Raw genomic sequence first — 16,257 nt, 5'->3', positions numbered from 1 at the left:
GATAAGGATCGGAAGCAATGGAGCGGGTGATGGGAATCGAACCCACGTCATCAGCTTGGGAAGCTGAGGTTCTACCATTGAACTACACCCGCATTGCAAGGCCTTAGGAAGAATACCTCCTTGGGCTCGATGCTCGGATGCCTTTTGCGGCCCGCGGCCCCAAGCATCACGCTATGATCTTAATGAGGAGTGCGCCTGCGGTCAACCGCCTATTCGGCTTGGCCGCACACCGATCGCACATCGAAGGGATCGGATGATGGTTTTTCCTCGCATTCCCCCGACCCCCCTCGATCGGGTGGGTGAGATGAGTGATCGACGGTGCGCCAAGTCGCTCTCTCGCCGAGCGAGGGTGATCCTGAGCCGAAAAATCATCGATCACCGAGGCAATGGGCTCCGAAAAGGGTTGTCTTGAAATGGAAGGCCGATGGAAATCGTCTTGAACGGGCAACCCCGGGAGATCGAACCCGATACGACGCTCGAAGGGCTGCTCGAAGGGCTCGGCCTTATGGATAAGCGTTTGGCGGTCGAGGTCAACGAGAAGGTGGTGCCGCGCAGTCTTTTTGCCGAGCGTCGGCTCGCTTTCGGGGATCGGATCGAGATCGTCCATGCCATCGGCGGGGGCTAGGCGGAAGCGCTCCCTCGTTCGCTCTTTCTTTACCTTACCGTTGGAACCCTCATGAGTCAAAGCGTGAACCAAGACCAAGCGAAGCATGCAGTATCGGACAGCCCCGATGCCCCGTTGGTGATCGCCGGGGTCGAATATCGCTCGCGTTTGATCGTCGGCAGCGGCAAATATCGGGATTTCGAGCAGACCAAGGCGGCGACCGTCGCCAGCGGGGCGCAAATGATCACCGTCGCCCTTCGCCGCACCAATCTGGGTCAGAATCCGGATGAATCGAATCTGCTGGATTATCTGCCGCCCGATGAATTCGTGATCTTGCCCAATACCGCCGGTTGCTACGATGCCAAGAGCGCGGTGCGCACCTGCCATCTCGCGCGCGAGCTCTTGGACGGGCATTCGCTGGTCAAACTCGAGGTCTTGGGCGATCAGCAAACCCTCTATCCCGATATTGCGGGCACCTTGGAAGCGGCCGAGATCCTCGTGCGCGATGGCTTCGATGTCATGGTCTACACCAGCGACGATCCGGTGGTGGCGCTCAAACTCCAAGCGATCGGTTGCTGCGCCGTGATGCCCCTCGCCGCCCCCATCGGCTCCGGTTTGGGGGTTTGCAACCCTTATAATATCTTGACCATCGTCGAGAACGCCAAGGTTCCGATCATCGTGGATGCCGGGGTCGGCACCGCATCGGATGCCGCGATCGCGATGGAGCTCGGTTGCGACGGGGTATTGATGAACACGGCGATCGCCGGGGCCGAGAATCCGATCTTGATGGCATCGGCGATGCGCAAAGCGGTGGAAGCCGGACGCGAGGCTTGGCTTGCCGGGAGGATCCCGCGCAAAAGGCATGCCAGCGCTTCCTCGCCCATCGAGGGGCGAATCGCCTGAAAGTCAAGGATCGAAGGGCTGCGAGGTGGCGATTCGCACCCCCAAGGGGCTTTTCGGTATCCCCTTTTTCGGGGCACTGCCTTGGGGGATCGCAGGCCTTCGAATGCCCAAGGCCGAATCCCCTCCCCTTGCAATCGTCGATCATATTCTCGACAGTCAGGCCTTGATAGTCAGGCGATCGAGGAGGCGATGATCGCTTTTACCCTTTGCGATGTTCTATACTTATCCCTATCGATTCATATTGCGCCCGTAGCTCAGTTGGATAGAGTACCTGGCTACGAACCAGGGGGTCGGGAGTTCGAATCTCTCCGGGCGCGCCATCTTTTTTTTCGATCGATCGCTTGCGACCGACGACGCATGCTTTTTCGGGTTCGGCGCTATCGCCCCCTTCACCTTACCTGAAAGACGGCGCGGCGATTTGCGTCGATCACGCCAATCATCGGTGACGCTTCGGGCTGCGGGCATCCGCCTGCCGTTGCCGATTCGTCGTTGACGTCCTCCGTTTCGATCTCGACACTCGCCGCATAAGACGCACGCAATGAACGAGCCAAGGAAATTTTCCGCCAACTTGGGTTTCCTTTGGCGTGAGCTGGCGCTGCCCGATGCCATCCATGCCGCGAAAATATCCGCCTTCGATGCCGTCGAATGCCACTGGCCCTATCACGAAGACCCCGAGCGGGTCGCCGCCGCGTTGGCGGCAACCGGCTTGCCGATGCTGAGCATCAACACCCGCAAGGGCGATGCGGACTCCGGCGAGGTGGGTTTGTCCGCCCTTCCCGATCGCGAAAGCGAGGCCCGCGATCACATCGAGGAGGCTTTGGCTTACGCCGATGCCATCGATGCCGCGGCGATCCATGTGATGGCGGGCATCGTCGCCGGCGGCGATTCGGCCCATCGCGCGGCGCGCACCGCGTTCGTTTCCAATCTGGATTTCGCCACTGAGAAGGCCGCGGCGCAAGGGCGGGACATATTGATCGAGCCCTTGGCTCGTCAATCCTTCCCCGGCTATTTTCTCGACTCGAGCGCTTTGGCTCGAGAAGTGATCGAGGAAGTCGGCCGATCCAATCTAAAATTGCTATTCGATACTTGGAACCTTCATCTTCTCGAAGGGGATTCGACACCGATTACCGATCTCTTCGAGCGCCATCTTCCGATCATCGGCCATATCCAATTCGCGGCGGTACCGGATCGCGGCCCGCCGGATCATGGCGATATCGATTACGCCGATTTTTTCGAAACGGTGGATCGTCTCGGCTACTTGGCCCCGCTCGGAGCCGAATACATCCCGCCCGAAGGCGATACCGAGGCCGGCCTCGGGTGGATGAGCGCCCTGCGAGGGCGCGATTGAAAGCGAAGATATGGTTGTTGCGGCGATCGGGGATCGGTGGAGTATGCGCTTGCCGATGGTCAAAGTTTCGTCCATCTTTTTTCGAATCCCGATCGCTTCGACGAAGGAGCGATGTCCCAAGACGGGCTTTTGACCTGCCAATATCGACCTCGCCCGGTTATCCGCCCAAAGGCTTGGATGCCCGCCCCATCATATAAGCGCTTCGCCCCGAGGGATTTGCGTAAGATCCGAGCGGAGATTTCCCAGCGCTATCGAAGAGGGGGCGATGAATATTCTAGGCATCGACATCGGCGGATCCGGGATCAAGGGCGCTCCGGTGGATATCGAGACGGGGCGTTTGGTATCGCAGCGGCATCGGATTCCGACCCCGAAACCTGCGACCCCGCCGGTGGTGGTGGAGGCCGTGGGAAGGCTGGTCGAGCATTTTGGATGGAAGGGGCCGATAGGGTGCACCTTTCCCGCCATCGTCAAGGCGGGCGTTGTCCATAGCGCCGCCAATGTCGACAAGTCCTGGATCGGCACCGACGGGCAAGGATTGTTGGAGGAGCGAACCGGGTGTCCCGTCTTGCTGATCAACGATGCCGATGCCGCCGGTCTGGCGGAGATGTCCTTCGGGGCCGGAGAGGGGCGAAAAGGGGTGGTGATCATGCTGACTCTGGGCACCGGCTTGGGCAGCGCCGTTTTTATCGACGGGCGTTTGGTCCCCAATACGGAGTTCGGCCATATAGAAATACGAGGCAAGAATGCGGAGGAGCGAGCGGCATCTCGCATTCGCAAGGAAAAGGATCTCGATTGGAAGACATGGGCCGGTCACGTCGATGAGTTCATGGGGAGGATGGAGGCCTTGCTTTCCCCCGATCTTTTCATCATCGGGGGCGGGGTCAGCAAAAAACATCATCAATTCCTGCACCTTATCGATACCCGGGCCGAGGTCGTTCCCGCCAAAGCCTTGAACGAGGCGGGGATTATCGGGGCCGCATTGGCCGCTCGATCGGTGGCTTCGTAAAACCCCTCGAACGCCCGCTTCGAACGAATGATCAACTCGCTCCGTCGGAGCCGGTGCTCGCCCCTTTCTTGGCGTCGATCCTCCAAGCGGCGATGATCGAGACGATCGATATGAGGGCGATGGCAAAAGCCAGCGCGATCACCCGATCGTAGCCACCGGCCTCCCAAACGACGGCCGAGAGGATCGGCCCCAAGGCGTAGCCCGTCATCCCCGTCATGCCGATCACCCCCGCCACCACCCCGAAATTCCTTCTCCCCATCAGCTCCGCCGTTGCCACCGGGCGCATCACGCTGGCGATGCCGATCCCCGCCCCGTGCATGACCACGAAGGCCGCGATCAGCCAAGGCGTGGCCCCGGCGTGGAGCAGGCTCAAAGCCGCAGCGGCCAAGAGGGTGAAGGCGATGGTGGTGATGGTCGAAGTGCGGGCGAAGCGATCCGATTGCATCAAGGTCATGCGCGCAACGACTTGCATCGGACCGATGAAGGAAGCGGCGAGGGTCGCGATATCGACGCTCGCCCGGCGGCTTTCGAAAATGGGCAGGATGTGGGAGATCAGCATGCCATGATCGAGCGATGAGCAAAAGACCGCGACGGCGAGGAGGTGGAAGCGCAAGTCTTTGAGCGCCGCAAAGCCCTTGGTGCGAGGATCGGGGGGCGCGACATCGATCAAAGCATGCGCCTCGGCATGACGAGAGGCGAATCGGAACAGCGGCAGGGCGACAAGGCAGATCGCCGCTGCGAAGACCCATAGCGCCGCTCGCCACCCGATCGACTCCGTCAGGATGCGGGCGCTGGGAAAGGCGATGGTTCCGGCAAAACCGGCGAAGATGGTCACCAAGGAGATCGCGCGCTTGGCTCTCTTGCCGTTGGCGCGCACCAATACGGCAAAGCAAGGATCGTAAAGACAGCCCGCCATCGCGATCCCGAGTCCGGCCCACACCCACCAAAATTGCCACGGCCGGGTGACTTGGGAGAGAACGATGAGCAAAACCGCCCCCAAAAAGGCGCTGCCGGTGAGAACCTTGGTCGAATGGCCGCGATCGATCAATCGTCCCGAGAGCGGAAAGAGCAAGGCCGTGATCACCAAAGAGAGGGTGAAGGCCATCGAGAGCATGGTCTTCGACCAGCCCGGATCGCTTTCCCATTCGGGTAAAAGAGCGGGAAAAATATAGTAAAACCCGGCCCAGACGAGGGTCTCGGCGATCGCCAGCGGAAGGACGATTCGGCGGGTGAAGGAATCGAGTTTCAATGATAATCCGCTCATGCTCGCGGCTCGCTCGTCGCGATCGGATACGCTTGACCGATCAGCGAAGCTTTGAGCGCGATCGGGCGCCGCATGAAATGCCGCAGGGCCGTCGCCGGGGTCGAGACGGGGTCCATCGATCCATCGACGATGCGCATTCCATCACCGCTGTTTGCGCATGGCAACGAGGTGTGATCCAAGGGGAGATCGGATATGGCCATCAGGCAATTCATCGGCGTTGCGGTCTTCGCCGCCACCTTCGCATTCGCAGGAACCCTGGCACACTCGGCGATGCTCGACGATATCAGGGCCGCCGACGAAATCAAATGCGGCATCAATACCGTCATGCCCGGTTTTGCCGAAACCGATGACGAGGGCGAGTGGCAGGGTTTCAATATCGCCTACTGTCGGGCGCTTGCCGCCGCCGTGCTCGCCGATGCGAAAAAGGTCGAATACATCAATCTCACCCCCAAGAATCGCTTCCCGGCCTTGCAATCGGGCGAAGTCGATATTTTATCGAACAACACCACGTGGACCATCTTGCGCGATGTGCATTTGGGTTTCACCTTCGTCGGTATTCGATATTACGACGGGCAGGGTTTCATCGGGCGCAAGTCCTTGGGCATCGAAAGCGCGATGGATCTCGACGGGGCTTCGATCTGCATCCTGACCGGTACCACCACGGAGTTGAATCTGGCGGATTTCGCCCGCGTCAACAAGATATCCTACGAGCCGGTTCCGATCGAGACCAACGCCGAAGCCCGAGCCGCCTACGAGGCCGAGCGTTGCGATGTCTATACCGCCGATGCCGCCGGTCTGGCCGCAACCCGCGCCACCCTCGCCGATCCCGACGAGCATTTGGTTTTCCCCGAGATCATCTCCAAAGAGCCCTTGGGTCCCTTGGTCCGCCAAGGCGACGATCAATGGGCGGATATTGCGCGCTGGACCTTGAACGCCCTGATCATCGCCGAGGAATTGGGGATCACGAAGGCGAATGTGATGACCAAGGCGCAAGGCACCGATAACCCCCAAATCAATCGCCTGCTCGGGAGCGAGGGGGATTTCGGGGCGATGCTCGGGCTCGACAAGCAGTGGGCGGTACGAGCGATCGCCGTCGAGGGCAACTACGCCGAGATCTTCGATCGTCACTTGGGCTCCGACAGTGAAATCGGTCTTGAGCGCGGACTCAATGCGCTTTATAAAGACGGCGGCATTCTTTATGCCCCGCCTTTTCGTTGATTGATGGGCTTTGGCGCAAAAAGTAGGGCTTGTCCGCCGGAAAAGCCCGAGGCAATGCGGTGCTTTGGGTGATGGCGCAGGTCTTGGGGGTAAGATCCGGCGCCCGAGGCGATCGATCCGGCGATAAAAACGACGATCGTCCCTCTTCGAATTTGTCTTCGATTTCGGTTTCGAATTCAGTCTTGAATCCAGTCTCGAATTCCCCCGAATCCTCGAAGAGCCGCCGAGAACGGGAGTGCCTCGGGGGTTAGAGCGCGCACTGTCGGGATATCGGATGCCAATCTTCGGACTTCGAGATTCATCGTTATTTTTTCGCGCAGGTGGTATCAAGACGCTATTCGTGTCAAAATCCCCCCTAGGGTTTGTCGAGGCGATGGTTGATCGAAACGATGAATCCGTGCGAGGGCGGTCTCCACTTCGATAATGCGCATTCCACCACCGCCATCCTTTTATCTCCAAGGAGTATGCTAATCATGGCAATCAGGAAATTCTTGAGCACTGCGGCGCTTGCGGGAACGGTCGCTTTTGCGGGACTGCCCGCACAGGCGGCGACGCTGGACGATGTCAAAGCCGCCGGCGAGCTCAAATGCGGCATCAACACCGGTCTGCCCGGCTTTGCCGAAACCGACGATTCCGGCAATTGGAGAGGCTTCGATGTCGCCTACTGTCGGGCCCTTGCCGCCGCCGTGCTCGGCGATCCGGATAAGGTCAAATACGTCAGCCTGACCGGCAAGAACCGCTTCCCGGCGCTGCAATCCGGCGAGGTCGATATCCTGTCGCGCAACACCACTTGGACTTTTTCGCGCGATGTGGACTTGGGCTTCACCTTCATCGGCGTCAGCTACTACGACGGTCAAGGCTTCATCGGACGCAAGGCCTTGGGTGTGGATAGCGCAACGGGTCTCGACGGAGCCTCGATCTGCATCCAGACCGGCACCACCACCGAGTTGAACTTGGCGGACTTCTTCCGTGTCAACGGCATCTCCTACGAGCCGGTTCCGATCGAAACCAACTCCGAGGCCCGGGCGGCCTACGAGGCCGAGCGTTGCGATGTCTACACCACCGACGCCTCCGGTCTGGCCGCAACCCGCACCACCTTCGACGATCCCGACATGCACATGGTCTTCCCCGAGATCATCTCCAAGGAGCCCTTGGGACCCTTGGTCCGCCAGGGTGACGATCAGTGGGCCGATATCGCGCGTTGGACCTTGAACGCGTTGATCATCGCCGAGGAACTCGGGATCACGAAGATGAATGCGAAGAGCATGGCCGGCGGTTCCGACAATCCGGAAGTCAATCGTCTGCTCGGCAGCGAGGGCGAGCTCGGCGCGATGCTCGGACTCGACGGCATGTGGGCGGTGCGAGCCATCGAGGCCGAGGGCAACTACGCCGAGATCTTCGATCGCTATCTCGGAACGAGCACCAAGCTCGGTTTGGCGCGCGGTTTGAACGCTCTGTACAAGGACGGCGGCATCCTTTACGCTCCTCCTTTCCGTTGATCGGCGGTCGAGTCGTTCATCGGGCCTTGCGTTGATCGGCCGGTATCGATATCCCCGGCGGCCTCCTTGTCAGGAGTCCGTCGGGGGTACGATCCATCATTCCATCATTCGAAACATATCGTTGTCCTACCCTTTATCGATCCGTCCCATCTCGTCGATTTTTTGAAACCCGAGCCGATTTCGGTTGCCGACCTTATCCCCTTTATTGCTTCCCAAATATTTTTGCCGCCCTTCGAGGCTTGATCGCGTGTATCATCGGGCGCAGTGCGAAAAAGCGAGGGGAGTGCTTGGCGCATGCGAGTGCAGAGAATCTGGACGGACGAGCGAGCGCGGGGGGTCATCCTCCAGCTATTGTTGATCTTGGCGCTGCTGCTGGTTCTCGCCTTTATCGTATCCAATACCGTTGCCAATCTGCAGCGGGCCGGTTTGGCATCCGGCTATGGTTTTCTAGGCAGTACCGCCTCTTTCGATATCAACCAGCGACTGATCCAATACGATTCCACCTCCACCTACGGACGGGCGTTCGTGGTCGGAGGGCTCAATACGATCTTGGTGGCTTGTTTGGGGATATTGGCGGCCACGATCATCGGTTTCGTCGCCGGGGTGATGCGCCTGTCGAGGAATTTCTTCATCAGTCGGATCGTCGGCGCCTATGTGGAGTTCACCCGCAATGTCCCCTTGTTGATTCAAATCATCTTTTGGTGGGTGGTCATCCTCGCCTTGCCCAAGGTGCGCGATGGCATCTCCTTCGGCGATACCCTCTTCCTCAACAATCGCGGGGTACGCCTGCCGGCGCCGATCATCGAAGACGGTGCGGGTATCATCTTGGTGGCGCTGGCGCTGGGGATCGCCATCACATGGCAGATCGCACGCCGGGCGCGAAAACGTCAGGACGAAACCGGGCAGATATTCCCCGTCGTCCGCACCGGCTTTGCGCTGATCATCGGCCTTCCGCTGGTGACATATTTCCTCGCCGGATCCCCCATCGACTTCGATATCCCGGTGGCGGGCAAATTCAATCTAAAAGGGGGATTCAATATCACCCCGGAGTTGGTCGCGCTTTGGGTCGCCCTGTCCACCTATACCGGGGCCTTCATCGCCGAGGTGGTGCGGGCCGGAATTCTCTCGGTGGGAAAGGGGCAAACGGAAGCCTCCGGCGCTTTGGGGCTTCGCCCGGGGTTGACGATGCGCAAGATCATCTTGCCTCAGGCCTTGCGCGTGATCATTCCTCCTCTGACCAGTCAGTATCTCAATCTCACCAAGAATTCATCGTTGGCGGTGGCCATCGGTTATCAGGATATCGTATCCATCGGTGACACCATCATGAATCAAAGCGGACAGGCGTTGGAGGTCATTTCGATCTACATGCTCTTTTACCTCACGATCAGCGTCTTGACCTCCCTGTTCATGAATTGGTACAACGCACGCATCGCATTGGTGGAACGTTAGATGTCCGATACCGCTTTCCATCGCCGCCAAGCGGAGATGTTGCCGTCTCGCCCGGCGCCTGCGGGTCAGACCGGGGCTGTGGGTTGGATGCGGGCCAATCTCTTTTCGAGCCCCTTCAATATTCTGCTGACGCTGATTTCGCTCTTCCTGCTATGGTCGATCATCCCTCCGGCGTTCGATTGGGCTTTTTTCGACGCCGAATTCGTCGGCACTTCGAGGGATGATTGCGTCGGCGGCGCCGGGGCGTGCTGGGCTTGGATCGATCAACGAATCGATCAATTCGTCTATGGCTTTTATCCCGCGGAATCGCGTTGGCGGGTCAACCTTGCGGTGTTGTTGCTGATCCCGGCGTTGGCATGGGTGTTGATCGAGAAGGCCCCGGGGGCCCGCTACGGTCGTTGGTTCGCGCTTTTTTATCCGGTGATCGCCACCTTGCTCTTGGTCGGCGGTCTCGGCCTCGAAGAGGTTACCACCGATAAATTCGGCGGTTTCATGCTCAATCTCGTTGCGGGATTGGCCGGTATCGTCCTTTCCTTGCCGATCGGCATCCTGCTGGCTTTGGGAAGACGCTCGAAGCTTCCGGTGGTGCGGGTGGTTTCGGTGACCTTCATCGAAGTGATCCGGGGGGTTCCGCTGATCACCTTGCTATTCGTCGCCATCGTCATCTTGAATCTCTTCTTACCGCAAAATGTCTCCTTGGATCAGCTGGCCAGGGTGATGATCATGGTCACCCTCTTCGCCTCCGCCTATATCGCGGAGGTGATTCGAGGCGGCCTGCAGGCCATCCCCGCGGGCCAGTACGAGGCGGCCCAAGCCATGGGCTTGGGCTATTGGAAGATGATGCGGCTGATCATCTTGCCCCAAGCCCTCAAGATTTCCATCCCCGGGATCGTCAACACCTTCATCGGCTTGTTCAAGGATACGACCCTGGTCATCATCATCGGTCTGTTCGATATCCTGGGGCAGGCGCGCTTGCTGCAGACCAATCCGGAGTGGATCGGAGAGGTGGATCACGAGACTTACGTACTGGCCTCGGTTTTCTTCTTCGTGATCTGTTTTTCGATGTCGCGCTACTCCATCGGCTTGGAAAAAAGATTGGATACCTCCGGGCGCTAGCCCCGAAGAAGCCAAGGGATCCTCGGTGGCGATGCGAGCGATCTCGGAGAAATCGAAGAGATGAGCGATTCCATCATCAGCATATCCGGCCTCAATAAATGGTTCGGCGAATTCCATGTCCTGCGCGATATCAATCTCGATGTCGCCTCCCAAGAGCGAATCGTGATTTGCGGGCCATCGGGCTCGGGAAAATCGACGCTGATTCGCTGTATCAATCGCTTGGAAGAGCATCAGGAGGGTTCGATCATCGTCGATGGCACCGAGCTCTCCCACGATATCAAGGATATCGACTCGATTCGCCGCGAAGTGGGGATGGTTTTTCAGCAGTTCAATCTCTTTCCGCATCTGACGGTGCTGGAAAACTGCACATTGGCTCCGATTTGGGTGCGCAAGCTGCCTCGAGAAGAGGCCGAGACCCAAGCCATGGGATATTTGGAGCGAGTGCGGATCCCGGATCAAGCGAATAAATATCCGGGCCAACTCTCCGGGGGGCAGCAACAGCGGGTCGCCATCGCCCGCTCCCTTTGCATGCATCCCAAAATCATGCTTTTCGACGAACCGACCTCCGCTTTGGATCCCGAAATGATCAAGGAGGTCTTGGAAGTGATGGTGGACTTGGCGCAGTCGGGGATGACGATGTTGGTGGTCACCCATGAAATGGGTTTCGCCTCGCAAGTCGCCGATCGAGTCATTTTCATGGACGACGGCCAGATCGTCGAGGAAAATATCCCGAGCGAATTCTTCGAAAATCCCCGCTCGGATCGCACCAAGCTTTTCTTGGGTCAGATATTGAGCCACTGATCGATAACGAAGAGGAAGATTCAACCATGCAATTCACCATCGAATACTGCGGTGCTTGAGGCTACGAGGCGGAAGCGCTCCGTGTGAGCGATAGGCTTTCGTCCTCGATCGAAGGTGCGCAGGTCGAGCTGATCAAATCATCGGGCGGAGTGTTCGAGATCAACTCGAACGATCGCCTCCTCTTTTCGAAAAAGGCCACCGGCCGTTTTCCCACCGAAGAGGAGATCGATGCCATTGCGGCCGGGCAGGCATAGGGAACGGGCTTGGATGCCGGATCGTTCCCGAGGTCGTCCCCGAGGTCGTCATCGCCTTTCGGCGATCACCGTTGCGGTGCGTTGTTTGTTCAATCCATCCACATCGGCGCTTCCGATGGGAGCTGCGGATGATGGGATTGTTCGTCGCTTTTTTCGGCAAATTCGCATCCTCCGGAATGCATTGCCGTAGCGCTCGCAACCAACAACCGGAGTCACAAGGAGTTTTTCGATGAATCGTAAGCAAGAGAAGGAACTTGAAATTCAGCGCATGCTGAAAGACGGTCGATTGAATCGACGCCAGTTCCTCGGTCGTACGAGCGCGATGGGGATCGCGGCCACGACCGCCGGTGGATTGTGGTCGAGTCGCGCGCTGGCCAATATGCCCAAGATGGGCGGCCACATGCGCTGCGGGCTCAACGATGCGAATACCATCGACTCGTTGGATTCCACCGCATACAACGCCACCACGATGATCGTCATCAGCCGTTCGATCCGGGATTCCATCGTGGATGTCGGGATCGACGGTCAAGCGACCCCGAACCTCGCCGAGAGTTGGGAGTCCTCCCCCGATGCCAAGACTTGGCGTTTCAAGATCCGCCAAGGGGTGGAGTTCTATGATGGCATGAGCGGCTCGAACGATCCGATCAAAGCCCTGACGGTCGAGGATGTCATCAACTCCATCAACGTCCATCGAGGCGAGGATACCAAGTCGGCGGCCAAGGGCGTTTTCGAAGGGGTATCGGACGTACGAGCCGATGGCAATGATACGGTGGTGGTCGAGTTCGCCAACGCCAACGCCGACGGTCCCTTCATCTTCACCGACTATCACTTTTCGGTGGTGCCGACGGTCGATGGCAAGGCGGATCTATTTTCATCGGCCGGTACCGGTTGCTATTTCCTGCGCGAATTCGATCCCGGGGTGCGTACCACCTTGGAGAAAAATCCGAATTCCTGGCAAGCGAGCGAACTCGGCTTTGCCGATTCGGTCGAGATCATCGCCATTTTGGATGACAACGCTCGCGTCACGGCTCTTACCAGCGGCTCGGTGGATGTGATCAATCGCCCCGATCTCAAGACCATCCATCTGCTCAAAATGGCGCCGGGGGTCTCGATTGTCGACGTGCCGAGCAATCTTGCCTACACCCATCCGATGCGGACCGATGTTCCGCCCTTCGACAACAACGATTTCCGCCTTGCGCTCAAATATTCGACCCCGCGTCAGGATTTCGTCGACAAGATCCTCTTCGGTTATGGCTTCGTCGGCAACGACCAACCCTTGGGCCCCCAATTCCCGAGTTTCGATCGGAATCTCCAAGTCGAATTCGATCTCGACAAGGCAAGGGATCATCTCAAGAAGTCCGGTTTGGAAGGGGCCGAGTTCGATATGAGCACCTCCGATACCGCCTATGGCGGTGCGGTGGATGCCGCCCAGCTCTTCGCCGAGAACTGGCAGGCGATCGGGCTTCGACCCAATATCATCCGCGAGCCCAAGGATGGCTATTGGAGCGATGTTTGGAATAAAAAGCCCTTTTGCGCCTGCTATTGGGGCCCCCGTCCGATCGAGGATCTGATCCTCTCCATCGCCTATGTCACCGGCGCACCGTGGAACGATACGGTGATCAGCATCCCCAGGGTCGACGAGCTGGTGGTGATGGCGAGAGGGGAGTTGGATCAGGCCAAGCGCACCGAGATGTATCAGGAAGTGCAGCAGCTGATCAGCATGCAAGGCGGTACCATCATCCCCGCTTTCGGCAGCGATATCGCGGCCACCAACGATATGGTGGGCGTCCCCGAGAAGATCGGAGGGGGTTGGGAGATGGACGGCGGCCACTTCGTCAAGCGTTGGTGGATGAAGGGCTAAGCGATCGGCAAAAATCGCGCTCGCTTTCAAAGCCTGCGGATCTTTGCAGATATTGCCAAAACCTTGGGGGCGGCTTTAAAGTCGCCCCCATTTTTTTGGTTATATCGAATGGTGCCGAAAAATATAGCTTGACATATTGATCAAAATAAAGTAAAGGGTATAAGAACGGGTACACAAGTGATAACCACGGAGGAAGTAGCCATGAAAAAGATAGCGATGATTGCGATGCTCTTCGGCTTCGTCGGTGCGGTTCATGCCGGTCCGCAAAAAGCGACAGGTCAAAGCGAAATCCAATATCAGTCTTCGGTCGAGCAAGAGACGCAGACCGCGTTCATTGGGCCATCGACTTCGGGGCAAACCGAATTCGATAAAGGCGGTGCGATGTTGAAGCCGGAATATGACATCAAACTCGACACCGATCCGCTTTGCAACACCGACCCGTACTCCTGCTTCCATCTGGCGGATCATGACGCTACCGTGGTGCAGGAGAATATGCAGGTTGCCATCCCGATTCTTATCTGGATAATCAACCAACTCTAAGGTAGGCGAATAAAAAAGGGGCTCCGTGCGAGCCCCTTTTTTTCAGTTATCTTTCGGCACTATTCGATATAACCCCCATTTTTATGCACAAAAAACGAGGAAAGACAAGGCTTTGTTCGGCTTCGCTCCTTCGATCGCTTCAAGAAGCGAAAGGAGGGGGTCGAAGACGAGCCGCCGGCCTTGCCATCGCCCGGCGCCCGCCGACGGACCAAGGTCCATGCGCCTCGGTCGGTGCCTCATCGAGATTCATCCGCATCGATGGCTTGCCGATCGTCTTGGCAGCGGTCGATGGAAAAAGAGGTGCGATCGAAAAAAAGAGGATGAGTGATCCGCTAATCCGCTCTCGATGGATTCAAGGCGGCTGCGGGTGGTGCCCCGCCGTGTTCGAAGATCCACGATGCGCATCTGCGGATGCCGCCCAAGGGAAAGAAGTGGATCCTCTCGATATTCCCTTTGGGATCCTCCCGCTTGTATTGCGCCAAACGATCCAATATCGATGTCGGTTCGAAGGGCAAAAGGAGCTTCGAGAAATTCAAAGCGCGTTTTTGAAGCACCGAGAGCGAGGGGCCGATCCCGCAGGCGATGGCGAATTTGATCAGGGTTTGAAGTTTGGTGGGACCGGCGAGCCCCAAGTGTATCGGCATGTCGATGCCGGTGTCTCGCAAGCGCTCGGCCCAAGCGATGATCCCCTCGGGGTCGAAGGAAAACTGGGTGGCGATCGCGAACTCGGCATCCGTGCAAGCAAAAAATCGCTGTTTCCACGCCAGCGCCGCCATGGCTTGGCTTTCCCCGCCATCGGGATCGATGCTCCGATTCCCCTCGGGGTGGCCTGCGACATGCAAGCGGCGAAAATCACCGAACAGGCCTGTTTCCAAAAGTTGCATCGAAGAGGCGAAATCGCCCTCGGCTTTGGCGGCCCCCCCGGCGAGTATCAAGCCCTCGTCGACATTCGCCTCCTCCCGGTAGCGTGCGATCCACAAAGCCAAGGTCTTTCGATCGCAGATGATGCGCGCCGGGAAATGCGGCATCGGCGTGAAACCCTCAAGATGAATCCGCTTGGCGGTGGCGACCATATCATCGATATCCGTGCCATCGACATGGGCGATATAAACGCGGGTGCCGGGGGGCAAAAGAGATCGAAAATCATCGATCTTCGATGCGGTACGAGGCATGACCTCGATCGAATAGTCATCGAGGAGGGCCTTGAACTGCGGATCCATCGAAGCCTCCGGCTGATTGGTCAGGGCGAAAAACGGCATCGCTCGTCATCGTTCATCGACAGATGCCGACACGACAGACATCGAGATGCTCTCGATGCGGGGGACCTAAGCGAACGATTCAAGCGCCCGCGCCGTCGGCAAGCGCTTGAAAATACCCCCGCCGTCGTCGATGGCCGGCGGAGATCTTCGAGCATTCGACATCGAGACCTTCGGTTCTCGATCCGCCTCGGATTCGCTCGGGTTCATCGAGCCTCGTCATCGGCGGCATTTTGCACCGAGGAAGTGGACGAGATATCTTGAAAAGCCGGATCTTGCCCGATTTGTCCGTGCCACATCGCAAATGCGGTATTGTGCATAATTGCCGATGGCAAAAAACCGGAAATCGCTCGATCGACGAATCGAAGCCAAGCCGGATGTCGATGACATCCATCGGTATCGAGGCTTGAACGATTCGCAGGCCAAGGATTTTCACACCCATAAGGATAGATGCGTCATGACAATGTCAAGTGGTCGTTCACTCGCTTTTGCGATCGCGCTGGTCTTGGTAGGGGTGGTCGGGTTCTGGTCGATCGATGCCAGCAAAGCCGCCGAGCCGATCTACGCCGATGACGGAATCGCCATCGACGGGACCGATCCCGTTTCTTATTTCAGCGAAGGAAAGCCGGTTGCCGGATCGGCCGAATTCTCTCACCGCTGGAAGGGAGTCGATTGGCATTTTTCCAGCGCGGAAAATCGAGATCGCTTTGCCGCCGACCCCGATGCGTTCGCCCCTCGATACGGCGGTTATTGCGCGTGGGCGGTGGCCAACGGCTATACCGCATCCACCGTCCCCGAGGCTTGGCATATCGAAGACGGCAAGCTCTACCTGAACTATTCGCTCGGAGTCAGGGGGAAGTGGCGTCAGGATATCCCCGGCAATATCGAAAAAGCCGATGGCAACTGGCCCCAAGTTCTCGACAAGGGCTGATCGTCAATCGAAAACAAGGGGGTCGGGATCGGGCGATGATGCCCTTCGAAGATCGGCAAACGACTTTGCCGAGGTAAGCCAATCTCTTGTAAAGGAGAAAAAAGCATGAAAGCAATATCGAGGATCGTGGCTCTTTCGACCCTTTTAGTCGCAGGGTCGGCGATGGCGGACGGTCATGCGGGATTGAACATGCCGCTAAGAGCCAGC

The 16,257-nt window shown here is 58.2% G+C and carries 14 protein-coding genes, 2 tRNA genes and 1 pseudogene; 14 read left to right on the top strand and 3 right to left on the bottom strand.

The window, feature by feature from the left end; genetic code table 11:
* Positions 1 to 18: 18 nt before the first annotated feature.
* A tRNA-Gly gene (locus BF99_RS0105825) sits at positions 19 to 92 on the bottom strand.
* A 332-nt stretch (positions 93 to 424) separates the two neighbouring features.
* On the opposite strand from BF99_RS0105825, the gene thiS reads away from it, so the two are divergent.
* The 5 genes from thiS to ppgK all read left to right on the top strand — a co-directional run bounded on the left by thiS (position 425) and on the right by ppgK (position 3,861).
* Positions 425 to 625 (top strand): sulfur carrier protein ThiS, encoded by a 201-nt coding sequence (gene thiS / locus BF99_RS23320; protein ID WP_025770127.1) that lies wholly within the window; start codon positions 425 to 427, stop codon positions 623 to 625.
* A 51-nt stretch (positions 626 to 676) separates the two neighbouring features.
* Entirely contained in the window at positions 677 to 1,507 is an 831-nt protein-coding gene (locus BF99_RS0105810; protein WP_025770126.1) for a thiazole synthase, read from the top strand.
* Positions 1,508 to 1,750: 243 nt separating this feature from the next.
* A tRNA-Arg gene (locus tag BF99_RS0105800) sits at positions 1,751 to 1,827 on the top strand.
* A 218-nt stretch (positions 1,828 to 2,045) separates the two neighbouring features.
* Entirely contained in the window at positions 2,046 to 2,855 is an 810-nt protein-coding gene (locus BF99_RS0105790) for a hydroxypyruvate isomerase family protein (RefSeq protein ID WP_025770125.1), read from the top strand.
* 265 nt (positions 2,856 to 3,120) lie between these two features.
* A complete protein-coding gene (ppgK, locus tag BF99_RS0105780) occupies positions 3,121 to 3,861 on the top strand; it encodes a polyphosphate--glucose phosphotransferase (RefSeq protein ID WP_025770124.1) in 741 nt (246 codons plus the stop codon).
* Positions 3,862 to 3,892: 31 nt separating this feature from the next.
* Here ppgK and BF99_RS0105775 read toward each other — a convergent pair whose 3' ends face one another.
* Entirely contained in the window at positions 3,893 to 5,125 is a 1,233-nt protein-coding gene (locus tag BF99_RS0105775; protein WP_025770123.1) for an MFS transporter, read from the bottom strand.
* Between the two features lie 192 nt (positions 5,126 to 5,317).
* Between BF99_RS0105775 and BF99_RS0105765 the strand changes: the two genes are divergently transcribed.
* The 8 genes and pseudogenes from BF99_RS0105765 to BF99_RS22805 all read left to right on the top strand — a co-directional run bounded on the left by BF99_RS0105765 (position 5,318) and on the right by BF99_RS22805 (position 13,863).
* Positions 5,318 to 6,343: an amino acid ABC transporter substrate-binding protein gene (locus tag BF99_RS0105765; RefSeq protein ID WP_025770122.1), complete on the top strand. Its 1,026-nt coding sequence runs from the start codon at positions 5,318 to 5,320 to the stop codon at positions 6,341 to 6,343.
* A 473-nt stretch (positions 6,344 to 6,816) separates the two neighbouring features.
* Positions 6,817 to 7,842, top strand: a complete 1,026-nt coding sequence (locus BF99_RS0105755) for an amino acid ABC transporter substrate-binding protein (RefSeq protein ID WP_038097474.1) — start codon at positions 6,817 to 6,819, stop codon at positions 7,840 to 7,842.
* Between the two features lie 294 nt (positions 7,843 to 8,136).
* Positions 8,137 to 9,291 (top strand): amino acid ABC transporter permease, encoded by a 1,155-nt coding sequence (locus tag BF99_RS0105745; protein WP_038097472.1) that lies wholly within the window; start codon positions 8,137 to 8,139, stop codon positions 9,289 to 9,291.
* Positions 9,292 to 10,407, top strand: coding sequence for an amino acid ABC transporter permease (locus BF99_RS0105740; RefSeq protein ID WP_025770118.1), 1,116 nt, complete (start codon positions 9,292 to 9,294; stop codon positions 10,405 to 10,407). It abuts the gene before it with no gap.
* 60 nt (positions 10,408 to 10,467) lie between these two features.
* A complete protein-coding gene (locus BF99_RS0105735; RefSeq protein WP_025770117.1) occupies positions 10,468 to 11,208 on the top strand; it encodes an amino acid ABC transporter ATP-binding protein in 741 nt (246 codons plus the stop codon).
* Positions 11,209 to 11,279: 71 nt separating this feature from the next.
* Positions 11,280 to 11,462 (top strand): annotated as a pseudogene (locus tag BF99_RS22405) (SelT/SelW/SelH family protein); the annotation flags it as partial.
* 229 nt (positions 11,463 to 11,691) lie between these two features.
* The gene (locus BF99_RS0105720; protein ID WP_081759124.1) at positions 11,692 to 13,323 is read left to right on the top strand and encodes an ABC transporter substrate-binding protein; all 1,632 of its coding nucleotides are present in this window, start codon (positions 11,692 to 11,694) and stop codon (positions 13,321 to 13,323) included.
* Positions 13,324 to 13,524: 201 nt separating this feature from the next.
* Positions 13,525 to 13,863 (top strand): hypothetical protein, encoded by a 339-nt coding sequence (locus BF99_RS22805; RefSeq protein WP_156013182.1) that lies wholly within the window; start codon positions 13,525 to 13,527, stop codon positions 13,861 to 13,863.
* 332 nt (positions 13,864 to 14,195) lie between these two features.
* Here the strand turns inward: BF99_RS22805 and BF99_RS0105695 are convergent, their stop codons facing one another.
* Complete coding sequence (locus tag BF99_RS0105695; protein ID WP_025770113.1) at positions 14,196 to 15,122, bottom strand: methylenetetrahydrofolate reductase; 927 nt, start codon at positions 15,120 to 15,122, stop codon at positions 14,196 to 14,198.
* A 454-nt stretch (positions 15,123 to 15,576) separates the two neighbouring features.
* Between BF99_RS0105695 and BF99_RS0105680 the strand changes: the two genes are divergently transcribed.
* A complete protein-coding gene (locus tag BF99_RS0105680) occupies positions 15,577 to 16,050 on the top strand; it encodes a YHS domain-containing (seleno)protein (protein ID WP_156013181.1) in 474 nt (157 codons plus the stop codon).
* Positions 16,051 to 16,257 lie beyond the last annotated feature (207 nt).

Origin of the sequence: Thioalkalivibrio sp. HK1, from assembly GCA_000583135.1 — a bacterium.
Lineage (GTDB): Bacteria > Pseudomonadota > Gammaproteobacteria > HK1 > HK1 > HK1.
This window is presented reverse-complemented; position numbering and strand designations above follow the sequence as displayed.

Excerpts from the sequence above, each read along its gene's own strand:
- BF99_RS0105720 (WP_081759124.1), top strand. The coding sequence starts at position 11,692 with ATGAATCGTAAGCAAGAGAAGGAACTTGAAATTCAGCGCATGCTGAAA.
- BF99_RS0105680 (WP_156013181.1), top strand. The coding sequence starts at position 15,577 with ATGACAATGTCAAGTGGTCGTTCACTCGCTTTTGCGATCGCGCTGGTC.
- BF99_RS22805 (WP_156013182.1), top strand. The coding sequence starts at position 13,525 with ATGAAAAAGATAGCGATGATTGCGATGCTCTTCGGCTTCGTCGGTGCG.
- BF99_RS0105735 (WP_025770117.1), top strand. The coding sequence starts at position 10,468 with ATGAGCGATTCCATCATCAGCATATCCGGCCTCAATAAATGGTTCGGC.
- BF99_RS0105765 (WP_025770122.1), top strand. The coding sequence starts at position 5,318 with ATGGCCATCAGGCAATTCATCGGCGTTGCGGTCTTCGCCGCCACCTTC.
- BF99_RS0105745 (WP_038097472.1), top strand. The coding sequence starts at position 8,137 with ATGCGAGTGCAGAGAATCTGGACGGACGAGCGAGCGCGGGGGGTCATC.
- ppgK (WP_025770124.1), top strand. The coding sequence starts at position 3,121 with ATGAATATTCTAGGCATCGACATCGGCGGATCCGGGATCAAGGGCGCT.
- BF99_RS0105695 (WP_025770113.1), bottom strand. The coding sequence starts at position 15,122 with ATGCCGTTTTTCGCCCTGACCAATCAGCCGGAGGCTTCGATGGATCCG.
- BF99_RS0105790 (WP_025770125.1), top strand. The coding sequence starts at position 2,046 with ATGAACGAGCCAAGGAAATTTTCCGCCAACTTGGGTTTCCTTTGGCGT.
- BF99_RS0105740 (WP_025770118.1), top strand. The coding sequence starts at position 9,292 with ATGTCCGATACCGCTTTCCATCGCCGCCAAGCGGAGATGTTGCCGTCT.
- BF99_RS0105775 (WP_025770123.1), bottom strand. The coding sequence starts at position 5,125 with ATGAGCGGATTATCATTGAAACTCGATTCCTTCACCCGCCGAATCGTC.
- BF99_RS0105810 (WP_025770126.1), top strand. The coding sequence starts at position 677 with ATGAGTCAAAGCGTGAACCAAGACCAAGCGAAGCATGCAGTATCGGAC.
- thiS (WP_025770127.1), top strand. The coding sequence starts at position 425 with ATGGAAATCGTCTTGAACGGGCAACCCCGGGAGATCGAACCCGATACG.
- BF99_RS0105755 (WP_038097474.1), top strand. The coding sequence starts at position 6,817 with ATGGCAATCAGGAAATTCTTGAGCACTGCGGCGCTTGCGGGAACGGTC.